General features: G+C 61.5%; 23 protein-coding genes. 13 read left to right on the top strand and 10 right to left on the bottom strand.

The annotated features are described in order from the left end of the window. Positions 1–63 precede the first annotated feature (63 nt). Positions 64–840, bottom strand: a complete 777-nt coding sequence (locus ACMDCM_RS07940; protein ID WP_412773054.1) for a VOC family protein — start codon at positions 838–840, stop codon at positions 64–66. 220 nt (positions 841–1,060) lie between these two features. On the opposite strand from ACMDCM_RS07940, the gene ybaL reads away from it, so the two are divergent. Beyond that, positions 1,061–2,824: a YbaL family putative K(+) efflux transporter gene (ybaL, locus tag ACMDCM_RS07935; protein WP_412773053.1), complete on the top strand. Its 1,764-nt coding sequence runs from the start codon at positions 1,061–1,063 to the stop codon at positions 2,822–2,824. A gap of 87 nt (positions 2,825–2,911) precedes the next feature. Here ybaL and ACMDCM_RS07930 read toward each other — a convergent pair whose 3' ends face one another. Continuing rightward, positions 2,912–4,129 (bottom strand): NADP-dependent isocitrate dehydrogenase, encoded by a 1,218-nt coding sequence (locus tag ACMDCM_RS07930; protein ID WP_412773052.1) that lies wholly within the window; start codon positions 4,127–4,129, stop codon positions 2,912–2,914. A gap of 298 nt (positions 4,130–4,427) precedes the next feature. Here ACMDCM_RS07930 and ACMDCM_RS07925 point away from each other — a divergent pair, with 298 nt between their 5' ends. Next, a complete protein-coding gene (locus ACMDCM_RS07925; protein ID WP_412773051.1) occupies positions 4,428–5,633 on the top strand; it encodes a TrmJ/YjtD family RNA methyltransferase in 1,206 nt (401 codons plus the stop codon). Between the two features lie 78 nt (positions 5,634–5,711). Here ACMDCM_RS07925 and ACMDCM_RS07920 read toward each other — a convergent pair whose 3' ends face one another. The 4 genes from ACMDCM_RS07920 to ACMDCM_RS07905 all read right to left on the bottom strand — a co-directional run bounded on the left by ACMDCM_RS07920 (position 5,712) and on the right by ACMDCM_RS07905 (position 8,811). Beyond that, on the bottom strand, positions 5,712–6,446 hold the full coding sequence (locus tag ACMDCM_RS07920; protein WP_412773050.1) for a hypothetical protein: 735 nt from the start codon (positions 6,444–6,446) through the stop codon (positions 5,712–5,714). After that, complete coding sequence (locus ACMDCM_RS07915) at positions 6,430–6,975, bottom strand: hypothetical protein (protein WP_412773049.1); 546 nt, start codon at positions 6,973–6,975, stop codon at positions 6,430–6,432. Before ACMDCM_RS07915 ends, ACMDCM_RS07920 begins: the two co-directional genes overlap by 17 nt. Positions 6,976–6,993: 18 nt before the next feature. Further along, positions 6,994–7,470, bottom strand: coding sequence for a hypothetical protein (locus ACMDCM_RS07910; RefSeq protein WP_412773048.1), 477 nt, complete (start codon positions 7,468–7,470; stop codon positions 6,994–6,996). A 666-nt stretch (positions 7,471–8,136) separates the two neighbouring features. Continuing rightward, positions 8,137–8,811 carry a hypothetical protein gene (locus ACMDCM_RS07905; protein ID WP_412773047.1) on the bottom strand — a complete coding sequence of 225 codons (675 nt, stop codon included), beginning with the start codon at positions 8,809–8,811 and terminating at the stop codon, positions 8,137–8,139. Between the two features lie 235 nt (positions 8,812–9,046). Here ACMDCM_RS07905 and cynS point away from each other — a divergent pair, with 235 nt between their 5' ends. Together cynS and ACMDCM_RS07895 are read left to right on the top strand one after the other, a co-directional pair. Then, positions 9,047–9,535: a cyanase gene (gene cynS / locus ACMDCM_RS07900; RefSeq protein ID WP_412773046.1), complete on the top strand. Its 489-nt coding sequence runs from the start codon at positions 9,047–9,049 to the stop codon at positions 9,533–9,535. Between the two features lie 161 nt (positions 9,536–9,696). Further along, positions 9,697–10,101 carry a hypothetical protein gene (locus ACMDCM_RS07895; protein ID WP_412773045.1) on the top strand — a complete coding sequence of 135 codons (405 nt, stop codon included), beginning with the start codon at positions 9,697–9,699 and terminating at the stop codon, positions 10,099–10,101. A gap of 18 nt (positions 10,102–10,119) precedes the next feature. Here the strand turns inward: ACMDCM_RS07895 and ACMDCM_RS07890 are convergent, their stop codons facing one another. After that, positions 10,120–10,443, bottom strand: coding sequence for a DUF1476 domain-containing protein (locus ACMDCM_RS07890; protein ID WP_412773044.1), 324 nt, complete (start codon positions 10,441–10,443; stop codon positions 10,120–10,122). A gap of 316 nt (positions 10,444–10,759) precedes the next feature. Between ACMDCM_RS07890 and purC the strand changes: the two genes are divergently transcribed. The 7 genes from purC (at position 10,760) to ACMDCM_RS07855 (ending at position 16,742) form a co-directional block, all read left to right on the top strand. After that, the gene (purC, locus tag ACMDCM_RS07885; protein WP_292695607.1) at positions 10,760–11,527 is read left to right on the top strand and encodes a phosphoribosylaminoimidazolesuccinocarboxamide synthase; all 768 of its coding nucleotides are present in this window, start codon (positions 10,760–10,762) and stop codon (positions 11,525–11,527) included. Positions 11,528–11,690: 163 nt separating this feature from the next. Further along, positions 11,691–11,933: a phosphoribosylformylglycinamidine synthase subunit PurS gene (gene purS, locus ACMDCM_RS07880; RefSeq protein WP_412773043.1), complete on the top strand. Its 243-nt coding sequence runs from the start codon at positions 11,691–11,693 to the stop codon at positions 11,931–11,933. Positions 11,934–11,942: 9 nt separating this feature from the next. Continuing rightward, a complete protein-coding gene (locus ACMDCM_RS07875) occupies positions 11,943–12,176 on the top strand; it encodes a hypothetical protein (protein WP_412773042.1) in 234 nt (77 codons plus the stop codon). Next, the gene (purQ, locus tag ACMDCM_RS07870; protein ID WP_412773041.1) at positions 12,173–12,874 is read left to right on the top strand and encodes a phosphoribosylformylglycinamidine synthase subunit PurQ; all 702 of its coding nucleotides are present in this window, start codon (positions 12,173–12,175) and stop codon (positions 12,872–12,874) included. The genes ACMDCM_RS07875 and purQ overlap by 4 nt, the downstream gene beginning before the upstream one ends. A gap of 21 nt (positions 12,875–12,895) precedes the next feature. Then, positions 12,896–15,106, top strand: a complete 2,211-nt coding sequence (gene purL / locus ACMDCM_RS07865; RefSeq protein ID WP_412773040.1) for a phosphoribosylformylglycinamidine synthase subunit PurL — start codon at positions 12,896–12,898, stop codon at positions 15,104–15,106. 186 nt (positions 15,107–15,292) lie between these two features. After that, complete coding sequence (locus ACMDCM_RS07860) at positions 15,293–15,526, top strand: BolA family protein (RefSeq protein WP_292611719.1); 234 nt, start codon at positions 15,293–15,295, stop codon at positions 15,524–15,526. Between the two features lie 28 nt (positions 15,527–15,554). Next, positions 15,555–16,742 carry a low temperature requirement protein A gene (locus tag ACMDCM_RS07855; RefSeq protein WP_412773039.1) on the top strand — a complete coding sequence of 396 codons (1,188 nt, stop codon included), beginning with the start codon at positions 15,555–15,557 and terminating at the stop codon, positions 16,740–16,742. A gap of 16 nt (positions 16,743–16,758) precedes the next feature. On the opposite strand, the gene egtD is transcribed toward ACMDCM_RS07855, so the two are convergent. Both egtD and egtB read right to left on the bottom strand, forming a co-directional pair. Beyond that, a complete protein-coding gene (gene egtD / locus ACMDCM_RS07850) occupies positions 16,759–17,721 on the bottom strand; it encodes an L-histidine N(alpha)-methyltransferase (protein ID WP_412773038.1) in 963 nt (320 codons plus the stop codon). 45 nt (positions 17,722–17,766) lie between these two features. Then, positions 17,767–19,023: an ergothioneine biosynthesis protein EgtB gene (egtB, locus tag ACMDCM_RS07845; RefSeq protein WP_412773037.1), complete on the bottom strand. Its 1,257-nt coding sequence runs from the start codon at positions 19,021–19,023 to the stop codon at positions 17,767–17,769. 277 nt (positions 19,024–19,300) lie between these two features. Between egtB and grxD the strand changes: the two genes are divergently transcribed. Together grxD and ACMDCM_RS07835 are read left to right on the top strand one after the other, a co-directional pair. Next, a complete protein-coding gene (gene grxD, locus ACMDCM_RS07840) occupies positions 19,301–19,639 on the top strand; it encodes a Grx4 family monothiol glutaredoxin (RefSeq protein ID WP_292617308.1) in 339 nt (112 codons plus the stop codon). Between the two features lie 298 nt (positions 19,640–19,937). Further along, a complete protein-coding gene (locus ACMDCM_RS07835) occupies positions 19,938–20,201 on the top strand; it encodes a PepSY domain-containing protein (RefSeq protein ID WP_412773036.1) in 264 nt (87 codons plus the stop codon). An 83-nt stretch (positions 20,202–20,284) separates the two neighbouring features. Here ACMDCM_RS07835 and rpsD read toward each other — a convergent pair whose 3' ends face one another. Next, a complete protein-coding gene (rpsD, locus tag ACMDCM_RS07830; RefSeq protein WP_412773035.1) occupies positions 20,285–20,902 on the bottom strand; it encodes a 30S ribosomal protein S4 in 618 nt (205 codons plus the stop codon). Positions 20,903–21,030: the final 128 nt, after the last annotated feature.

Here is a 21,030-nt window from a genome sequence, read left to right as displayed (position 1 = left end):
TTTCGCTTCTGATTCATCAGACACGAAAAGATTCGATTCACGTCAGACGTTTATGCGCGGCGGTTATTTCTTCGGTGCGACCAGCGCGAACATCGCGCCTTGCGGATCGATGCATTGCACGATCCACATGTCGCCCGGCACTTCCATCGGCCCGTTGATGATGGTGCCGCCGCCGGATTTTACGCGTTCGGCGCCGGCGTCGATCGCGTCGATGCTGAAATAATAAAGCCAGAACGGCGCCGGTATTTTGGCGGGCTTGTTGAACATGCCGCCGATCGGTTGCTCGCCGGCGGTGAAAAGCTGGTATTTGCCCATGGGCCCGATATCGATGGCGTCGGCCTTTTGCCAGCCGAACATCGTGGCGTAGAACGCGAAGGCTTTTTCCCAATCGGCGGCCATCAATTCATGCCAGCCGACATGGCCGGGCGTACCGAACGCAGGAGCTTGCTGCGGCGTTGCGCCTTTGAACAGCGCCAGCACCGCACCTTGCGGATCTGCGACGATGGCGAAGCGACCGGTATTGGGAATGTCGCGCGGCGGCACGTGGACCGCGCCACCGTGCTTCTTGAACTGGTCGGAGCCGGCATCGACGTCGTCGACCGCGACGTAGCCGGTCCAGCATGGCGGTACGCCCCGGTTGCGCGCATCCTCGGTCAGCGCCATCAGGCCCGCGGCATGGACCTCGCCAACCTTGAACAGAGTGTAGGTCATGCCGGTCACGGCCGCGTCCTCGGCCTGCCATCCGACGACCTTGGTGTAGAATGCCTTGGCGGCTTCGACGTTGCTGGTCATCAATTCGTACCAGACGAAACGGCCGACGGAACTGGAGGAACTGGACATGGCGCACCTTTCTCTCCGGGTGGCCGATGATGTCCGCAGCAAGATGTCAGCACCGTGACGTCTTGCGGTGGAATTTCATAAGACAGTTCGCGTGGGCAATCGCGCATATAGGTCTGGGTGCCAGTTCGAAGTGGCAGCGAAAGGATAGACGCGGGACGGTGCGGCGATGGGTAGCCGCTAACCGTGTGGCATCCTGCCCGCACATGCAACAATATGCCCCATGCAACACAATACGCCCCTGATCTCCACGGTCGTGATCGGCCTCGTGCTGGCGTTCGTCTTCGGCGCGCTGGTGCAGCGCGCCCGCGTATCGCCGCTGGTCGGCTATCTGCTGGCGGGCGTCCTGATGGGGCCGTTCACGCCGGGCTTCGTCGCCGACCAGAACATCGCCAATGAACTCGCCGAGATCGGCATCATCCTGCTGATGTTCGGCGTCGGGCTGCACTTCTCGCTGAAGGATCTGTGGTCGGTGCGGGCGATCGCCGTGCCTGGTGCGGTGGTGCAGATCACGGCGGCGACGGTGATGGGCTGGGGGCTGGGCTGGGTGCTCGGATGGAGCACCGGCAAAGGCATCATGTTCGGCATCGCGCTCTCCACGGCATCCACCGTGGTGTTGTTGCGTGCGATGCAGGAGCGGCGCCTGATCGAGACCGAGCGCGGCCGCATCGCCGTCGGCTGGCTGATCGTCGAGGATATCGCCTGCGTGCTGACGCTGGTGATGCTGCCGCCGCTCGCGGGGTTGATGAACGGCGAGGCCGCGACCACCATGGCGGTGTCGGCGCTGGCCTGGCCGATGGCGTTGACGCTCGGAAAGGTCGCCGCCTTCGTGGCGCTGATGCTGGTGGTCGGCCGCCGCGTGATCCCGTGGATATTGCATTATGTGGCGCATACCGGCTCGCGCGAACTGTTCAGGCTCGCGGTGTTCGCCATCTCGCTCGGCGTGGCGTTCGGCGCGGCGACGCTGTTCGACGTATCGTTCGCGCTCGGCGCATTCTTCGCCGGCATGATCCTCAGCGAGTCCGAACTCAGCCAGCGCGCCGCCACCGAAACCCTGCCGCTGCGCGATGCGTTCGCGGTGCTGTTCTTCGTTTCGGTCGGGATGCTGTTCGATCCGTTGATCATTATGAAAGAGCCGCTGCCGCTGCTGGCAACGCTGTTCATCATCCTGTTCGGCAAGTCGCTGGCGGCCTATGCGATCGTGCGCGTGTTCGGTTATTCCAACTCGACGGCGCTGACGATCTCCGCCAGCCTGGCGCAGATCGGCGAATTCTCGTTCATTCTGGTCAGCCTCGGCGTCAGCCTGTCGCTGATGACCGAGCGCGGGCGAGACCTGGTGCTGGCAGGCGCGATCATCACCATCATGCTCAATCCGTTGTGGTTCGCGGTGCTCGACCGCGTGATGGCGCGTGTCGAGAAAAAGAATGGCGAAAAACCTTCGAATGATTCAGAGGAGGAATCCCCGCAGGTGCCGCTGCCGGTGTCGGCATTGACCGGTCATGTCGTGCTGGTGGGACATGGCCGCGTCGGCAGCGTCGTCAGCCGCGCGCTGCGCGAGGCGGGGACGCCGCTTCTCGTGATCGAGGACAATCCCGGCACCGTCGAGCGGCTCAAGCAGGAAGGCGTGGAGGTCATAACCGGTAACGCCGCGGCGCCTGGCATGCTGCAGGCGGCCAATGTCGGCGCTGCGCGGGGTCTCCTGGTCGCTATTCCGGACGGTTTCGAGGGAGGCCAGATCGTCGCCAAGGCGCGCGCCATCAGCGAAAGCCTGCCGATCATCGCGCGGGCGCATTCCGAAGAGGAGGTCGCTCATCTGAAGTTTCACGGCGCGACATCGGTCATCATGGGCGAAACTGAAATCGCCCGCGCGATGCTGGCGCAGACCGCCGATGCTGAGATCCTGCCGGAGAGCCACCCCGCCGATGCGGCTGCGCCTCCCGACAGCAATCCGAACTCGGCAGAGGGGAGCGCGCCGTCGGCGGCGTGACCGTCTGATTCTGGTCTATTCAGATAGATAGATGCTGCGTACGGTCCGCTTCCTCACCCCGAGGGAGAGGATTGGGGAGGCGGCGCGTTACGATTCCGCCATCGCCTTGGTCAGGTTGTCCGCCACCTTGTCGAGGAAGCCGGTGGTGGACAGCCAGCGCTGGTCGGCGCCGACCAGAAGCGCGAGGTCCTTGGTCATGAAGCCGGCCTCGACGGTGTCGACGCAGACCTTCTCCAGCGTGGCCGCGAAATGCGCCAGCGCCTCGTTGTCGTCGAGCTTGGCGCGATGGGACAGGCCGCGGGTCCAGGCGAAGATCGAGGCGATCGAGTTGGTCGACGTCTCCTTGCCCTTCTGGTGTTCGCGGTAGTGTCGCGTCACGGTGCCGTGGGCGGCTTCGGCCTCGACCGTCTGGCCGTCCGGGGTCAGCAGTACCGAGGTCATCAGCCCGAGCGAGCCGTAGCCCTGCGCCACCGTGTCCGACTGCACGTCGCCGTCGTAGTTCTTGCAGGCCCAGACATAGCCGCCGGACCATTTCAGCGCCGAGGCCACCATGTCGTCGATCAGGCGGTGCTCGTAGGTCAGCTTGCGGGCCTCGAACTGCGTCTTGAACTCGCGGTCGTAGATATCCTGGAAGATGTCCTTGAAGCGGCCGTCATAGACCTTGAGGATGGTGTTCTTGGTCGAGAGATAGACGGGGTAGCCGCGCAGCAGACCGTAGTTCAGCGAGGCGCGGGCAAAATCGACGATGGAGTCGTCAAGATTATACATTTCCATCGCGACGCCCGGGCCGGGCGCCTTGAACACCTCGCGCTCGATCACCGTGCCGTCCTCGCCGACGAACTTCATGCTCAGCGTGCCCTTGCCGGGGAACCTGATGTCGGTGGCGCGATACTGGTCGCCGTAGGCGTGGCGGCCGATGATGATCGGCTTGGTCCAGCCGGGGACGAGGCGGGGCACGTTCTTGCAGATGATCGGCTCGCGGAAGATCACGCCGCCCAGGATGTTGCGGATGGTGCCGTTCGGCGACTTCCACATGTGCTTGAGGCCGAATTCCTTCACCCGGGCCTCGTCGGGGGTGATGGTGGCGCACTTGACGCCGACGCCCACCTTCTTGATGGCGTTGGCGGCGTCGATCGTGATCTGGTCGTCGGTCTTGTCGCGGGATTCCATCCCCAGGTCGAAGTACATCAGGTCGATATCCAGGAACGGATAGATCAGCTTCTCTTTGATGTATTTCCAGATGATCCGGGTCATCTCGTCGCCGTCGAGATCGACGACCGGATTGGTCACCTTGATTTTTGTCATTTGGAGATCGGGCCGTTTCGGGAGAGGAAACCTGCAAGTGTCCGGCTATAGCATCGGGACAGCGCAGGCGAAAGCCGAATGGACGGCATTACCGCGCTGATTCTCCAGACGTTCTGACGTTTCACCGGCGAGCCCGGCTGAAACTTGGTCGCCAACATTCATCTTCCCCTGCAAGTTCAACTCGATTCCACTAAGTGTGTTATTTGACTTGAGAAAAATTCGGAAAAGCGCAATCGAAGACGCGGCGAGCGGCGCGGTTGAACCAGAATCTCAAGCGTAAGATAAAAGACGAGGCGAGATGTCCGGCACCGACAGGACGAAAACCGGCATCGATCTGACTGGTCCCACCGTGATTCTGGTCGAGCCGCAGCTCGGCGAGAACATCGGCATGGCGGCGCGCGCCATGGGCAATTTCGGCCTGACGCGGCTGCGCATCGTCAACCCGCGCGACGGCTGGCCGAATGTCGCGGCGCAGCGCGCGGCGGCGGGCGCCGATCACATCATCGGCAAGGTGGAGTTGTTCGACACGGTCGCCGACGCCGTGGCCGATTGCACGCTGCTGTTCGCGACCACCGCGCGCGCCCACGATCAGGCCAAGCCGGTCGTCGCGCCGGAGGCGGCCGCCCTTGAGGCCAACGCGCAGATCGCGGCCGGCGGCCATGTCGGCATCCTGTTCGGGCGCGAGCGCGCCGGCCTTCTGAACGAGGAAGTGGCGATGGCCGACCGCATCATCACCTATCCCGTCAATCCGGGCTTCGCATCGCTCAATCTGGCGCAGGCTGTGCTGCTGATGGGCTACGAATGGTTCAAGCTGGTGACGAAGGGCGAACTGCCGTTCGCCATGCCGGAACGTTCGGAGCGGGCCTCCCAGCACCAGATGCAGGCGTTCTTCGACAATCTCGTCGCCGAACTCGACAAGGTGGAATTCCTCCGCCCGCCGGAGAAGCGCGACACCATGCTGGTGAACCTGCGCAACATCTTCACCCGCATGGAGCCGACCAAGCAGGACATGCACACGCTCCATGGAGTCGTCATGGCGATCGCGGAAGGGCGCAAGGGCCCGGCCAAGGGCGGCGTGCTCGACGGCGCGCAGGCGACGCGGCTGCGGGCGCTGTTGGCCGAGCAGGGGCCGGGTGGAGCGTCCGCGGACAGCAGCAGCACGGTACGCGGGCTGGCGCGGCTGCTCAGGCGAAATCCCACCGATGCCGAGCGCCTCCTGTGGAAGGCGCTGACTTCCGACCGCCGCTTCGCCGGCCAGTTCAAGCGGCAGACCCCGGTCGGCCGGCACATTCCGGATTTCGTGTCGTTCGCGCAGCGCCTCGCGATCGAACTGGTGAACGCGAACGAGAGCGAGACAATCGCGCGCGACCGCGCCGCGCGGGCGGCGTGGTTCACCGAGCGCGGCTATCGCGTGGTCGATATCGAGGCGGTGAAGGTGGAGGCCGATCTGGCACGGGTGCTGGATGGGCTGGTGTCGCGCTTAGCCACAGATAGGCCCTCGTAGTTCATGGCAGTTCGCCGTACAAAGCAATCGCGGTAGTGTTCTCTCACGTGTTCGGGGCGGTATTGAAAGTGCAATCAGTCAAAATCTCGAAAACACATTCTTGATTAGTTTCTCAATGTGAGCAGCTACGCTGTTCTCAGCAATAGACACCGAGTTTGGATGACCGCACGCATTCCGAAGCATTAGACATTCATTCTGCAAGATTTGTTTCACGTTCTTCCCAATTGTCCCGATGGCCTCGCATACATCCAGAAAATCATGTTCTTTCATACGACCTAAATCGTCTTGTTGCTTGGCGGTACGCCACCTGGTGTCGCGACGAGTAGCCTCCGCGTTAAAGTTAGTCAGTTTGTGAGAAAATACATGTCGATGCAGAAGGGCGATTGCTCCAGCCCAAGAGAAAACAACTGCAGCACGATATTGATGCGCCTCGAAGCAAGTTATCGCTTCCATAACGAATGATTTTGTAAGTGGGTCGACCACTGAATCAATGTGGCCTCTAAGCGACCGACTCGCGTGCGTGATGACAAGATTGATATTCGCAGCCTGCGCAATTTCTCGTACACGCAGAATCCCCGGTTGTTGCAGTTCCCATCCTTGCGGAGTGCGTGCAACCGAGCCGTCGGCGGACCCCAAGATGTCGGAAAGGTTCATCTTCGCAAGCCGCGGCAATCCTGCCGCAGCGCAGCGTTCTTTGATTCTTTTAACAGACAAAGGCTCGGTCGGCTTAATGGAGAGCAAAACGAGCAGTTGATCTCTACTAGCTAGTTTGGGCCCATGGAGAACTCGCTTCGCCTCATCTAATTGCAGCATCCGCCGCTCCATTACCTTTAGCGGTCAGAAGAGACTTTGCTTTCCGGCCTGGCTTCACGTTCCAGCGGTCCCCAAATTCAAGGCTGCCAGTCGCCGTTGGCCGAAAAGAGCCTTTGCCCGCACTTTGATATAACTTTTTCCCTTTTTTGGTGGCCGACCCAAATGTCATATTGAGGCGATCCGGGATGACCACGCCTGCATCCGTCGCGATTTCACGAATCTCGGCGATCGAAAAAGGAACAGAGCCGAATTGAGAAAAATGGTACGCGGCGCACAGATAGGCGTAATCGGCAGGTTTCAATTCATCCCCGCGATTAAAAAACGATGCCAAATCGGCTTGATCTTCGTTAGGTTCGTCGTCCCCAGAATGGGGTCGGACATTAGCAGAACGCGGCATAGCCTCGCCGAGCAGCAGCATTGCAGCTTGTATTGCGCGCTGTCGAATGACGACATCTTCATTAATCAGAATATCGACAATCTTTTGCGCCGCCTTCGCGGCTTTAGCAGGATCGGTGGAGTTTTCTGTCATTGCTAATGTTCCCCTTCATCACGCGCTTATCTTAAGCGAGCTGAGATGTTCGAGCCCGCTAGCGGATATCCGGTACTTCCCGTCGGAAACAACGAATGCACGCTTTGTACGGATAAGCCGCCGTATGTTCTCAGACGCGTTCGCAACCTTAATATTCTGATCGATCAACGATTGGTTTGCGGACTTTGTCGTGAATAGCCGTTCGGTGTCGCGCGCTTGGATGAAGGCGGCGGCGACTAATATCTTGTCCACGTCAGTGATGTCCGACCGGAATTCGGTAAAGAACTCTCCAAACACTTCCGGCATTTGGGACGTTGTTTTTGTAATCGTTGATCCTCGTGACTCACCATAGTGAAGAACTGGCGCTGACATTTCCTGATGGTGCAACTCGGGCCAAAGCTTCTCCCACCACTCGGCAACTGCCTTCTCCGACCCTTCAATTTCAAGCTCTCCTGCGCTTTTGTTCAGCCTTACTTTTAACCGTGTCTCGACCACCGCATTTCTCCCGATTCAAGTGAGCAGGCAGCAATCGCAGCCTGAATTTAAAGCGACTATGCGCTGTAAAATGATATTGGTCAAATTTATTGCGATCTATAAATTGAGATTTTCTACTACTAAGACATTGACTTAGATAGTCGATTTTACATGCATTAATATACATCGCATATCTTGCGATGATATATTATTCACAGATTTTATGACTCTTCGGTGTTCGCCACCTACTGATCCGGGCTGAATAAGAGACGAGCGGCGGAAGCATTGCCGTTACCGTCGTTATCTTCTTTCCCCAAAAGCCGGCTGAACGCCCCGCGCTTCAAGCTACTAATAATGCAATATATTTTGACTTATGATCGATGTCGTACCGCTGATGGTGTATCGGATTAAGCGCGGCTTAAACGCGTCAACGGCGGAAATGGCAGCATCTGGCGGACGGAATCAGTTTAAGTCCATGCAATAGCGGCGAGGACTACTCTCCAAAGAGTATGGCGCTTCTATTTTAAGTTCCGTGTCTATAGAAGTTAAGTATTTGATTTATATATATAATGTTAATCGCATAACATGCGATGATGGATGATCTGCAGATTTTATGGCTTTTCGGTGTTTGCTATCTGCTGATCCGGGCTGAGTAAGAGACGAGCGGCTCAAGCGTCGCAATTACCTTCATTGCCCCCTCGGCCTCAACGCCGGGTGATCTTCTTCCTCCGGCATATTCGCGTCGATCACCAAATCCAAAGCCTCCTGCGGGGCGCGGTCGATGTCGACGCCGCCGCGGCGCATCTCCTTCAGCGCGGCGCGGATCGCCTTCTGCTCGTTGAGAACCTCCCGGCCTGTGCGCGAGGGGCCGATGACAGGCCAGTGACGATTTCGGGTCCTGGCCTCCAGCCGCGCCATCTTCAACGCCTCCATCGCCTGCATCAGCTTGTCGATGTCGGTGTCCGGTTTCTCCTCCAACTCGCGCACCATCCGCTCGGCGATCGCAACCAGCCGTCCTGTCAACGCGGCCGTCTTTTGCCGTGGGCCGGCCCGCCAGAGCGGCACGTCATAGGAATGGCGCGCCGCGGACGCCGGACGCGTCCAGCCATGATTGCGCTTCCAGAGCGTTATCGTCGAATGGTTGACGCCGGTTCGGGCCTGTATCTGTGCAAAGGTCAGCGTGGTCGTCTCCACAAGGTGCCGCACGGCACGGACGCTGGAATCCGGATGCGGCCGCCGTGTGCCCTTTGGCCGGTCGCTTGCCTGAACGGCAGGCGGACCTGCAACGGTCGAGCCCTCGGCGGGTTCGTCCGGCTTGACGCGGAGGCGGGCGAGGGCGGGAGGTATGTGCGGTGGGGTCATGTCGCGGAATATAATCCTATTCTTCGGCGACGGCAAGGGGTTGAGGCTAGCGCTTCGCGTATGCCTCGCGCGTAGCTGCGCCGGTTATGGAATGCCCGCTAATCCGGCATTCGTTGCGCAAATTCTGGTCAACCGCTCGCCGTCCGCGCCGATTTTCTCAGGTCAATTGCTGTCTTGTCCATGGCATGTGCATTGCATCGCCATCGTCCCAGACGTTTTCAGACGGGAGGACATGATGAAGCGTTCCGACCTCACCGAAAAGATTCTCGACATCAAGCGCGAGAAGGAATGGAGCTGGAAGTACATCGCCGGCGAGATCGGCGGGTTTTCGGAAATCCTGATCGTCAGCGCGCTGCTCGGCCACATGAAGCTGACCAGGCCGCAGGCGGCGGCGGCCGGAAAGCTGTTCGGCCTCTCCAAGACGGAAATCGCGATGCTCAACGAGGTGCCGATGCGCGGGCAGGGCACGCCGATGCCGCCGACCGATCCGCTGATCTATCGGTTGTACGAACTGGTCATGATCAACGGACCGGCGCTGAAGGCGCTGATCGAGGAAGAATTCGGCGACGGCATCATGTCCGCGATCGACTTCGACCTGGAGATCGCGCGCGTCGCCCATCCCAAGGGCGACCGCGTCAGGATCGGCATGAGCGGCAAGTTCCTGCCGTTCAAGTATTACGGCGCGACCGGGAATAATCTCGAATACGGCTTCAAGGAGGAGTGATAGCGCCGGTCGTTGTCGTGACGGACGGATCAGTGGGGTGCAGGCGCCTTCGGTTAACATGCCCTGAATATAAGGCTGGTTTTTTCGCCGTTCGGATTGTTCAAACGACAAGGTCCGATTGTTATTCCCGCGCATGGAACGTCGCACGCGAGGAAAGTCATATGACACGCTGTAGTCTGCTTGCCGTTGTTGCCGGCACGTTGCTGGTGGGGACGGCCGCCGCCGCGCAATCGCCGGTGCTCGATAAACTCGCGCGGCGGAGCGCCGATGTGGTCGAATTGCAGCATCGTCAGGATGGCTTTGTGCGGGTCCAGAGCACGGTGAGCTTTTTTGTGCCCGGTCCGTCCGGCGAGAGTAACGAGGCTGAAAAGTTGCGGGAGAAAGCCCGGCAGTCGATTTATGCGACTGCGGCGCGGGAATGCGATCTGTTGAAGGCGACGCTTGCCAGCGAATGCCGGCTGGAATCGGTCAGCAGCAACATCAATTCCACCCGTCAGTACGGTCCGGCGCAGCAGGAAGGTTTCACGGTCAACGGATCGATGACGTTCCGGATTACCCGGAAATAGCGCGAAAATCCCGCGCCTCTACGTTCCCGCTTTCACTTGGGCGATGGCTTCCGCCAGCAGCACGTCCATTTGCGCGCGGAGCTGCGGTTCGGTGAGCGCGACGCCCTTGGCGGAGAGGTCGCCCATCACTTTCTGAAGCACATCGCTGTCGCCGGGATGTTCGAAGTCGGCGGCGACGACCTCTTTGGCATAGGCATTGGCGGCATCGCCGGTGATTCCGAGCTTCTCCGCGACCCACAGTCCCAGGAGCTTGTTGCGGCGGGCAAGGGCCTTGAATTTCTGCTCCTCGTCGAGGGCGAATTTCTTCTCAAAACCTTCTTCACGTTTGTCGAATGTGGTCATGGCCAGGTCCGGTTCCGTTGCCGATGAAGAAGCCGTGAGCGGCCACGTTGCCGCAGCCGATTCAACAACCTAGATAAGGATGGGCCGATCCGGGAACAACGGGCGCATGGTCGCAGCGAGCGGGTAAAACTTCCCGCTAAAGGCCTGAATTGATTGTGCCGGGTGGCTCAATCGGCTAGGTTGCGGGCAGGCCCGGTTCTTGTTCTGTTTCCTGTTCTGTTCAAGGTCCCGGCCTTCGCGGCAGCTCCGCCACGGGTCACATCAAGCGCTCGGAGCACCCAGTTTCATGGATTTCAACAACACACGGTACATCCCAATGAGCCGTCGGCGTCGCATTTACGAAGGCAAGGCCAAGGTGCTTTACGAAGGACCGGAGCCGGGCACACTGATCCAGCATTTCAAGGACGACGCGACCGCGTTCAATGCCAAGAAGCATCAGGTGATCGAGGGCAAGGGCGTCCTCAACAACCGGATTTCGGAGTACCTGTTCCAGCACCTCAACGACATCGGGGTGCCGACCCATTTCATCCGCCGCCTCAACATGCGCGAGCAACTGATCCGCGAGGTCGAGATCGTGCCGCTCGAGGTCGTGATCCGCAACGTCGCGGCGGGATCGCTGTCGCAGCGGCTGGGCATCGAGGAAGGCACTCAACTGCCGCGCTCGATCATCGAGTTCTATTACAAGAACGACCAGCTCAACGATCCCATGGTCTCCGAGGAGCATGTCACGGCGTTCGGCTGGGCGACTCCGCAGGAGATCGACGACATCATGGCGCTGGCGATCCGCGTCAACGATTTCCTCACCGGGCTGTTTCTCGGCATCGGTATCCGCCTGGTCGATTTCAAGATGGAATGCGGCCGGCTGTTCGAGAACGAGATGATGCGGATCGTCGTCGCCGATGAGATTTCGCCCGACTCGTGCCGGCTGTGGGACATCAAGTCGAACGAGAAGCTCGACAAGGACCGCTTCCGCCGCGATCTCGGCGGGCTGGTGGAAGCCTACACCGAAGTTGCGAAGCGGCTCGGCATCCTGATGGAAAACGAACGTCCCGTCGGCTCCGGCCCAGTGCTGGTGAAGGGGTAAATCTCTCTCCCCTTGCGGGAGAGGGTTGCGAGCATTGCGAGCCGGGTGAGGGGACTGGTTCGGCATTTGGAGCGACCCCTCACCCGGTCCTTATGCCGCTGGCGACATTCGGACCACCCTCTCCCGCAAGGGGAGAGGGGAAGCAGACGGGTTACGTTTCAAAATGAAAGCGCGCGTCACCGTTACCTTGAAAACCGGCATTCTCGATCCGCAGGGCAAGGCGATCGAGGGCGCGCTGAAGTCGCTGGGCGTCGAGGGCATCGCCAGCGTTCGCCAGGGCAAGGTGTTCGACATCGAACTCGCCGGCGCCGACAAGGCCAAGGCCGAGGCCGTGCTCAAGGCCGCCGCCGACAAGTTGCTGGCGAATACCGTGATTGAGAATTATGCTATCGAGGTAAAAGCTTAAGGTTTTACAATGGCTGAGGTCACGTCGGAACTCGTTCTTGAGGTGTTGAAGTCGATGCAGGCCAGGCTTGCGCAGATCGATGGCAAGATCGATGAACTCAAGCAGGAAATGCAGGCGTCCCGAACAGCTCAGAATGGTATTCGTCAGGAAATCACTGGCGTGTTTCAGGAAATTTCGAGCATTCACGCGACAATGGTGCGCCACGAAGGTCGCCTCGAAATTCAGGATGCTCCGACGCTGTGAAATCCGCAGTTCTCGTCTTTCCCGGCATCAATCGCGAGCGCGACATGGCGCGCGCCTTGCGGCTCGTGTCCGGGCGCGAACCCGCCATGGTCTGGCACGCGGAAACCTCGCTGCCTGAAGGCACCGATCTCGTCGTGGTGCCCGGCGGGTTTTCCTATGGCGACTATCTTCGCTGCGGCGCCATCGCCGCGCGCGCGCCGGTCATGGACGCGGTGCGCGCCTTTGCCTCTCGAGGCGGTCTCGTGCTCGGCGTCTGCAACGGCTTCCAGATTCTCTGCGAATCCGGCCTGCTACCGGGCATCCTGATGCGCAATGCGCGGCTGAAGTTCATCTGCCATGACGTGCATCTGCGGGTCGAGCGGTCCGATACTGCGTTCACGCGCGGCTACAATGCCGGTCAGGTGATCCGCGTACCGGTCGCCCATGGCGAGGGCAACTACGCCGCCGATGAAGAGACCGTCCGCCGCCTCGAAGGCGAGGGCCGCGTTCTCTATCGCTATTGCTCGCCGTCGGGCGAGGTCGGCGACACCCACAACATCAACGGCGCGGCGCAGTCGATCGCCGGCATCATCAACGAGCGCGGCAACGTGCTCGGCATGATGCCGCATCCGGAAAACCACGTCGAAGACGTCATGGGCTGCACCGACGGCCGCGGGCTGTTTGCCGGCCTCGTCGCGCATCTGGAGCGGGCGGCGTGAGAAACGCCGACATTTTTGTCCATGCAATCTAACGAACCCCCGATCACCCCCGAACTCGTCGCTTCGCACGGCCTCAAGCCGGACGAGTACGAGCGCATTCTCAAGCTGCTCGGCCGGACGCCGACCTTCACCGAACTCGGCATCTTCTCGGCGATGTGGAACGAGCATTGCTCGTACAAGTCCTCGCGCATCCATCTGCGCGGGCTGCCGACGAAAGCGCCGTGGGTGATCCAGGGGCCGGGCGAGAACGCCGGCGTTATCGACATCGGCGACGGGCAGGCGGTGGTGTTCAAGATGGAGAGCCACAACCACCCGAGCTACATCGAGCCCTATCAGGGCGCGACCACCGGCGTCGGCGGCATCCTGCGCGACGTTTTCACCATGGGCGCGCGCCCGATCGCCTGCCTCAACGCGCTGAGCTTCGGCGATCCGTCGCATCCGAAAACGCGGCATCTGGTGTCGGGCGTGGTCGCGGGCGTCGGCGGCTACGGCAACTCGTTCGGGGTGCCGACGGTCGGCGGGCAGGTGCGCTTCCACACCCGTTACGACGGCAACATTCTGGTCAACGCCATGGCGGTCGGCCTCGCCGACGCCGACAAGATCTTTTATGCCGCGGCATCCGGCGTGAACATGCCGATCGTCTATCTCGGCTCCAAGACCGGCCGCGACGGCATCCACGGCGCGACCATGGCGTCGGCCGAATTCGACGACGACAGCGAGGAGAAGCGCCCGACTGTGCAGGTCGGCGATCCCTTCGCGGAGAAGCTGCTGCTGGAAGCCTGTCTTGAAATCATGGCGAATGGCTGCGTCGTCGCGATCCAGGACATGGGCGCGGCGGGGCTGACCTGTTCGGCGGTGGAGATGGGCGCCAAGGGCGACCTCGGTGTCGATCTCGATCTCGACAGCGTGCCGACGCGCGAGACCGGCATGAGCGCCTACGAGATGATGCTCTCGGAAAGCCAGGAGCGCATGCTCATGGTGCTCAAGCCCGAGAAGGAAAAGGAAGCGGAGGCGATCTTCCGCAAGTGGGGCCTCGATTTCGCTATCGTCGGCACCACCACGCCGAGCAAGCGTTTCGTGGTGAAGCATGGCGGCGACGTGATGGCCGACCTGCCGATCAAGGAACTGGAATCGGAAGCGCCTTTGTACGATCGGCCGCATGTGCCGTCGCCGCAACTGCCCGTCGTTCATGCCCGCGATGTCGCGGCCCCGCTGCCGGTGGCTGACGCGCTGGAGAAACTGATCGCGACGCCGGAACTCTGCTCGAAACGCTGGGTGTGGGAGCAGTACGATCACGTGATCGGCGGCAACACCGTGCAGCGGCCGGGCGGCGATGCGGCCGTCGTGCGCGTGCAGGACGGGCCGAAGGGGCTTGCGCTCACGGTCGACGTGACGCCGCGCTATTGCGAGGCCGATCCTTATCAAGGCGGCAAGCAGGCGGTCGCGGAAGCGTGGCGCAACATCACCGCCGTCGGCGGCCGTCCGCTGGCGATCACCGACAACCTGAACTTCGGCAATCCGGAACGGCCCGAGAATATGGGCCAGTTCGTCGGTTGCCTGAAGGGCATTTCGGAAGCCTGCATCGCGCTGGAGTTCCCGGTCGTGTCCGGCAACGTCTCCCTTTATAATGAGACCAATGGACGCGGCATCCTGCCGACGCCCTCGATCGGCGGCGTCGGCCTGCTCGACGATTTCACCAGGTCCGCTTCGCTCGCCTTCAAGGCCGAGGGTCATCCGATTTTGCTGATCGGAGACACGCAGGGCTGGCTCGGCCAGTCAGTATATCTGCGCGACCTTTGCGGCCGCGAGGAGGGCGCACCCCCGCCGGTCGACCTCGCCGCGGAGAAGCGTAATGGCGACGTGGTGCGCGGCATGATCCACGCCGGCACCGCTACGGCCGTGCATGATGTCTCCGACGGCGGACTTTTGGTGGCGCTGGCTGAAATGGCGATGGCGAGCGGCATCGGCGCCGTTCTCGATGCGGCGCCTGAAGCGATCGTGCCGCATGCCTGGTGGTTCGGTGAGGATCAGGCGCGCTACATCGTCACCGTGCATGAGAAGGACCTGCTGAGCGTGTTCACCAAGCTCAGGGCGGTCGAGGTGCCCTGCGTCCAGATCGGCCTGACCGGCGGGCGCGAGATCGCCATCGCCGGAGAGCGCGCCGTCGCCGTCAAGGCCTTGCAGCACGGTTTTGAACGCTGGCTGCCGGACTATATGGCCGGAAAAGGGTGACTCCAACTCACAGCACGCAGCGCGTGCCGCAAGCTGGTGCTGCTCGGCGCGGGTTACCTTCGCTCTTGCGATTGGCAAAGTTCGTGCGAGTATGGGATCGAGCTGCGTGACGTGACGAGATAGCCATATTAAGTTGAACTGCCGTCGCGGCGATTCCGGGATGTGGCGGATTTGGGAGACACTCTGATGCCGATGGAAGCGCGGGAAATCGAGTCGATGATCAAGGAGGCGATTCCGGACGCCCAGGTGACGATCCAGGACCTCGCCGGCGACGGCAACCATTACTCGGCCACCGTGATCTCGGAGTCGTTCCGCGGCAAGTCCCGCGTGCAGCAGCATCAGATCGTCTATCAGTCGCTGAAGGGCCAGATGGGCGGCGTGCTCCACGCACTGGCGTTGCAGACCGGCGTTCCGGAGTAGTTCCCGCCGCGCCGTCGCAGAGGGGGTGATGCCGCGCGCCAACGACGATGGCAGGCTCCTGCGGGAGCGCAGCCCTGACCAGCACAACCGCGTGACCTACGTCGAACTGTTTTTCGACCTGGTGTTCGTCTTCGCGATCACGCAAATCTCCCACACGCTGCTTGCGCACTTCACGCCGCTCGGCGTGCTGCAAGTCAGTATGCTGATGCTGGCAGTGTGGTGGGTCTGGGTCTTTACCTCGTGGACCACCAACTGGCTCGACCCCGACCGCGCGCCGGTGCGGATCATGCTGTTCGGGTTGATGCTCGGCGGCCTCTTGCTGTCGACCTCCATTCCGAAGGCTTTCGACAACCGCGGCCTGATATTCGCAGCCGCCTATTCCGCCATGCAGGTCGGGCGGACGCTGTTCTTCCTCTGGTCGGTGCCGACGACGGCGGTCGGCCAGCGCAATAACTTCATCCGCATCCTGATCTGGCTTGTCGCGAGCGCGGGGTTCTGGATCGCGGGCGGGCTGGCCGATGGCAATGTTCGCATCGCCCTATGGCTGGTCGCGCTCGCGATTGAATATGCCGGCCCCGCGATGCGGTTTCATACGCCACGCCTCGGCGCCTCGACCACGCAGGACTGGGAAGTCGAGGGCGGCCACATGGCCGAACGCTGCGCGCTGTTCATCATCATCGCGCTCGGCGAATCCATCGTCGTCACCGGCGCGACCTTTGCCGAGGCGGTGTGGACGGTGACCACGGTTAGCGCCTTCGTGGTGGCGCTCGTCGGCAGCATCGCGATGTGGTGGGTCTACTTCCATCTCGGCGCGGAAGCCGGATCGGAACACATTTCGCAATCGTCGGATTCAGGACGGCTGGCGCGGCTGGCCTACACCTATCTGCACCTGCCGGTCGTTGCCGGCATCGTGGTGTCCGCCGTCGGCGACGAGTTGCTGCTGGCGCATCCGGGAGGGCATGTCGGGGCCAAGGAAACGCTCAGCATCGTCGGCGGCCCGCTGCTCTACCTGATCGGAACGATCCTGTTCAAGCACGCGATTCGCGGCATCTACCAGCTCTCGCACCTCGTCGGAATCGTCCTGCTCGTCGTGCTGATCCCATTCGCGTCCCGGTTCACGCCGCTGTCGCTTGCGGCGGCTGTCGCGGCTGTCCTGATGATCGTGGCGGCGTGGGAGGCGATCTCGCTGGGATCCGATTCGCATCGGGACGCGTAAGAGGCGACGCCCGGGTTCAGCATACCAGCGCGTGAACCGAAAACATTCCGTCGGGATCGGTCCACGATGCGATCGGCCTCCAGCCCGAGCCCTTCGCCAGCGCGGTGAAGCGATCGATGCTGTATTTGTAGCTGCTTTCGGTGTGAATGCTCTCGCCGGTGCGGAACGGAATGCTGCGGCCCTGCAAACGGACGGTCTGCGGCCTTTTGCTGATGAGGTGCATTTCGATCCGGTGGCGTTCGCGATTGTAGATCGCGCGATGGGTGAATGCGGACAGGTCGAAATTGCCGCCGAGTTCGCGGTTGATGCGAGCCAGCATGTTCAGATTGAACCGCGCGGTGACGCCGGCGGCATCGTTATAGGCGTCGTACAGCACCCGCTCGTTCTTCTCGAGGTCGACGCCGATCAGCATATGCGCCCCTTCGCCAAGAATCCTGCAGGCTCCGCGCAGAAAGCGGCTGGCTTCGTGGGGCTCGAAGTTGCCGAGCGTCGAGCCGGGGAAGAAGCCCACCTTCGGCATCGCCCTGACCTGATCGGGCAGAACGAACGGCGCGGTGAAATCCGCGGTCACCGGATAGATTTGCAGATGCGGAAAGTCCTTTCGCAGTCCTCGCGCCTGCGCGTTGAGGAAATCTCCCGATATGTCCACCGGCACGTAGGCGGCGAATTCGCATGCGCTCAGCAGGAGCCGCGCCTTGGTGGCGGCGCCGGCGCCGAACTCCACCAGCGCCGCGTGCTTGGGCAGGATCGCAGCGATCTCCGCTGCACGCTCGCGCAGGATGCCAAGCTCGGTGCGGGTCGGATAGTATTCCGGCAGCCGCGTGATTTGCTCGAACAGTTCGGAGCCGGCGGCGTCGTAAAAATACTTCGGTGGAATCTGTTTCGGATGTTGCGTCAGTCCTGCGATGGCGTCGCTCGCGAATGCCGGTGTCGTCTGGTCGGGAAGTGTCCCGGCCGAAGCGGCAGCGTGCAGATTCATGACAGCCTCCCTGGCGCGTCGCGACGCATTTCGGGTTGACGATGATCAGGTGTCGTAATCTGCGAGGCGCAGACCGGTGAATTGCCAGCGGTGGTGCGGATAGAAGAAGTTCCGGTAGGTGACGCGGCCGTGCTCCTCGGGCGTCGCCAGCGACGAGCCGCGCAGCACGAACTGGTTGACCATGAACTTTCCGTTGTATTCGCCAAGCGTGCTTCGGTCCGCGCGATATCCGGGGTAGGGCGCGTAGGGGCTTCGCGTCCATTGCCACACGGTGCCGAACGCGTCGTCGAGATGACCCGCGCGCGCGGCGACCTCCCATTCCATCTCGGTCGGCAGATGCTTGCCGCTCCAGCGCGCGAATGCATCGGCCTCGTAGTAACTGACATGGCAGACCGGCGCGTCGGGATCGACCGGCCGCAAGCCCGCAAGCGTCATGGCTTGCCAGCCGTCGCCGGTCTTGTGCCAATAGCCCGGCGCCTCCCATGCCTCCTCGGTGGCTGCGGCGAAACCGTCCATCAGCCACAAGGTCGCGGTGCGATAGCCGCCGTCGTCCATGAAGGCGAGCCAGTCGGCGTTGGTGACGAGATGGCGCGCGAGCTTCACCGGTCCCACGAGGGCGCGGTGCGCAGGTTTCTCGTTGTCGAAATGAAAGCCCTTGCCTTGATGCCCGACGGTATGGATGCCCTCATTCAACGTGATCCATTCGCCGGCGCCCGCGACAGGCGTCGGAAAACGCCACGACGCATCGTAAGCCGGCGATGTCGGATTTTGCGCGAACGCGTGCAGAATATCCGTCAGCATCAGTTCCTGATGCTGCTGTTCATGGTTGAGGCCGGCTTCGACCAGCGGTACGAGCTGCGCCAGCACTCTGTCGCTCGTGTCGTGGAAGAATTTGACGACCGCGGCATCGACGTGCCGGCGATAGGCGGTGATCTCCCCGGCGCCCGGCCGCGTGATATGGCCGCGCTGGGCGCGGGCATATCTCGGGCCGGCGCTGACGTAATAGGAGTTGAACAGGAAGGCGTAATCGGGATGAAAGGGAGCGTAGCCGGGACTGTGCTGGCCGAGCAGGAATTGTTCCCAGAACCATGTGGTATGGGCGCGGTGCCATTTCGCCGGGCTGGCGTCAGGCATCGACTGCACCATCTGATCTTCCGGCGACAGCGGTCTTGCGCGCCGCTCCGTCTCGCTCCGGACAGCGAGAAATGCATCCGCCAGGCGGGTGGCCAATGGTCGTGAACTGGAAAGTGGCGGGGGAGTTGGAGCGGCTATCTTGGCCGCGGCAGACGCTGGATTCGTCACGGACATCTCCGGTTTGGGAGAGAACGTTGCTCCGGACGATGAGTTCCCGGAGGAAACCAACTCAGCACCCTGCATGAGGCTCGCACCGGAGGGTAGGCGGCGGCGGGCGGCCTGTCGATTGCGACGGAGGGCGGAAAAGCGTGACAACTCTGGGCGACAAGACCGTGCATGGCAGCTCCCCGGCAATTTACTTTATTACACAACGGTTTCGGGTTATAGCTGGGCCAACTGGGGGCCGCCTGCGGCCCTGTCAACTCGCGGCTATAAGGATGTGATGATGAGCATTAAGGAATTCATCGAGAACGAACTGAAGTCGAACGATGTCGTGCTGTTCATGAAAGGCACGCCGCAGTTTCCGCAGTGCGGTTTTTCGGGGCAGGTGGTTCAGATTCTCGACCACGTCGGCGTGGGCTACAAGGGCCTGAACGTGCTCGAATCTCCGGACCTTCGCGACGGCATCAAGACCTATTCGAGCTGGCCGACGATCCCGCAGCTTTACGTGAAAGGTGAATTCGTCGGCGGCTGCGATATCGTCCGCGAGATGTTCCAGGCCGGCGAACTGCAGAAGCTTTTCTCCGACAAGGGCATCACCTTCAACGCGCCCGCATCGGCCTGAGGACGGGCCTGACACGCTCCTGGTCCGCGCGGCTCGGATTAGCGCTCGCGAAGGCGCTGGATCACACGGCGCAGGATATTGACGCGATCGTCAGCGCAGCGAATGGGCGGTGATGGCACGATCCATCGCCGCGGTGAGGAAGCCGCAACCGCTCGCGGAGCGCGGCGGCAGCGTGAAAAATCCCGATGACGCTCACCTGTGACCGCTCACGACATGAGGCGTGACGTCGCAGTATGAGGAACCCCGACGACGAACGGCTGTTCTCGTGCAAGCCAGTTCGTCGCAGGGAGATCATGGGATGAAATTACGATATGTCGCGATCGCGATGGCGGCGGCCATGACGGCTGCCAGCCTTGCCCGTGCCGACCAGCCGGGGGCCGATTGGATGCCCGCGGATCAGGTCATTCAGAAGCTGACGGCCAAGGGATACACCAACTTCGGCAAGGTCGAGGCCGACGACGGTCATTGGGAACTTGAGGCCGATCTCAAGGGTGTCCGTTACGACCTTCATGTCGATCCGAGGAGCGGTGAAGTCACCAAGAGCGAACGGGACGACGACTGATCCGCACCTCCACATCGCAATAAAAACATGTGGCAATAAAAAAGCCCCGGACGCCCGGGGCTTTTTTCAGATCGCGGCAGGGATCAGCGCGAATAGAATTCGACGATCAGATGCGGTTCCATCTGCACCGCGAACGGCACGTCGGAGAGGTGCGGGATGCGGATGAACTTCGCGACCTGCTTGTTGTGGTCGGCATCGATGAAGTCGGGGACATCGCGTTCGGCGAGCTGGTTGGCTTCCAGCACCAGCGCGAGCTGCTTCGAGGCGTCCTTGACCTCGATGACGTCGCCGACCTTGAGCTTGTAGCTCGGGATGTTGACGCGGCGGCCGTTGACCTTGACGTGGCCGTGATTGACGAACTGGCGTGCGGCGAACATGGTCGGCACGAATTTCGCGCGATAGACCACGGTGTCGAGGCGGCGCTCGAGCAGGCCGATCAGGTTCTCGCCGGAGTCGCCCTTCATGCGGGTCGCCTCGACGTAGATGGCGTAGAACTGCCGTTCGGAAATGTTGGCGTAATAGCCCTTGAGCTTCTGCTTGGCGCGGAGCTGGGTGCCAAAGTCAGAGAGCTTGCCCTTGCGGCGCTGGCCATGCTGGCCGGGACCATATTCGCGTTTGTTGACGGGGCTCTTCGGGCGGCCCCAGATGTTCTGGCCCATACGGCGATCGATCTTGTACTTCGCCTCGTTGCGCTTAGTCATCGCGTCCTCTTGTCAAGTTTACGGGTTGAGGAGACGCGCCCTCCTGTGCGGATGATCCGGCATGGCTCCCAAAATCGGAAAAACCGCTTTTCGGGGAATGCTGGATCCGCCGCCGACAGGTCCGGCCC

This window comes from Nitrobacter sp., assembly GCF_047149785.1.
Taxonomy (GTDB): domain Bacteria; phylum Pseudomonadota; class Alphaproteobacteria; order Rhizobiales; family Xanthobacteraceae; genus Nitrobacter.
This window is presented reverse-complemented; position numbering and strand designations above follow the sequence as displayed.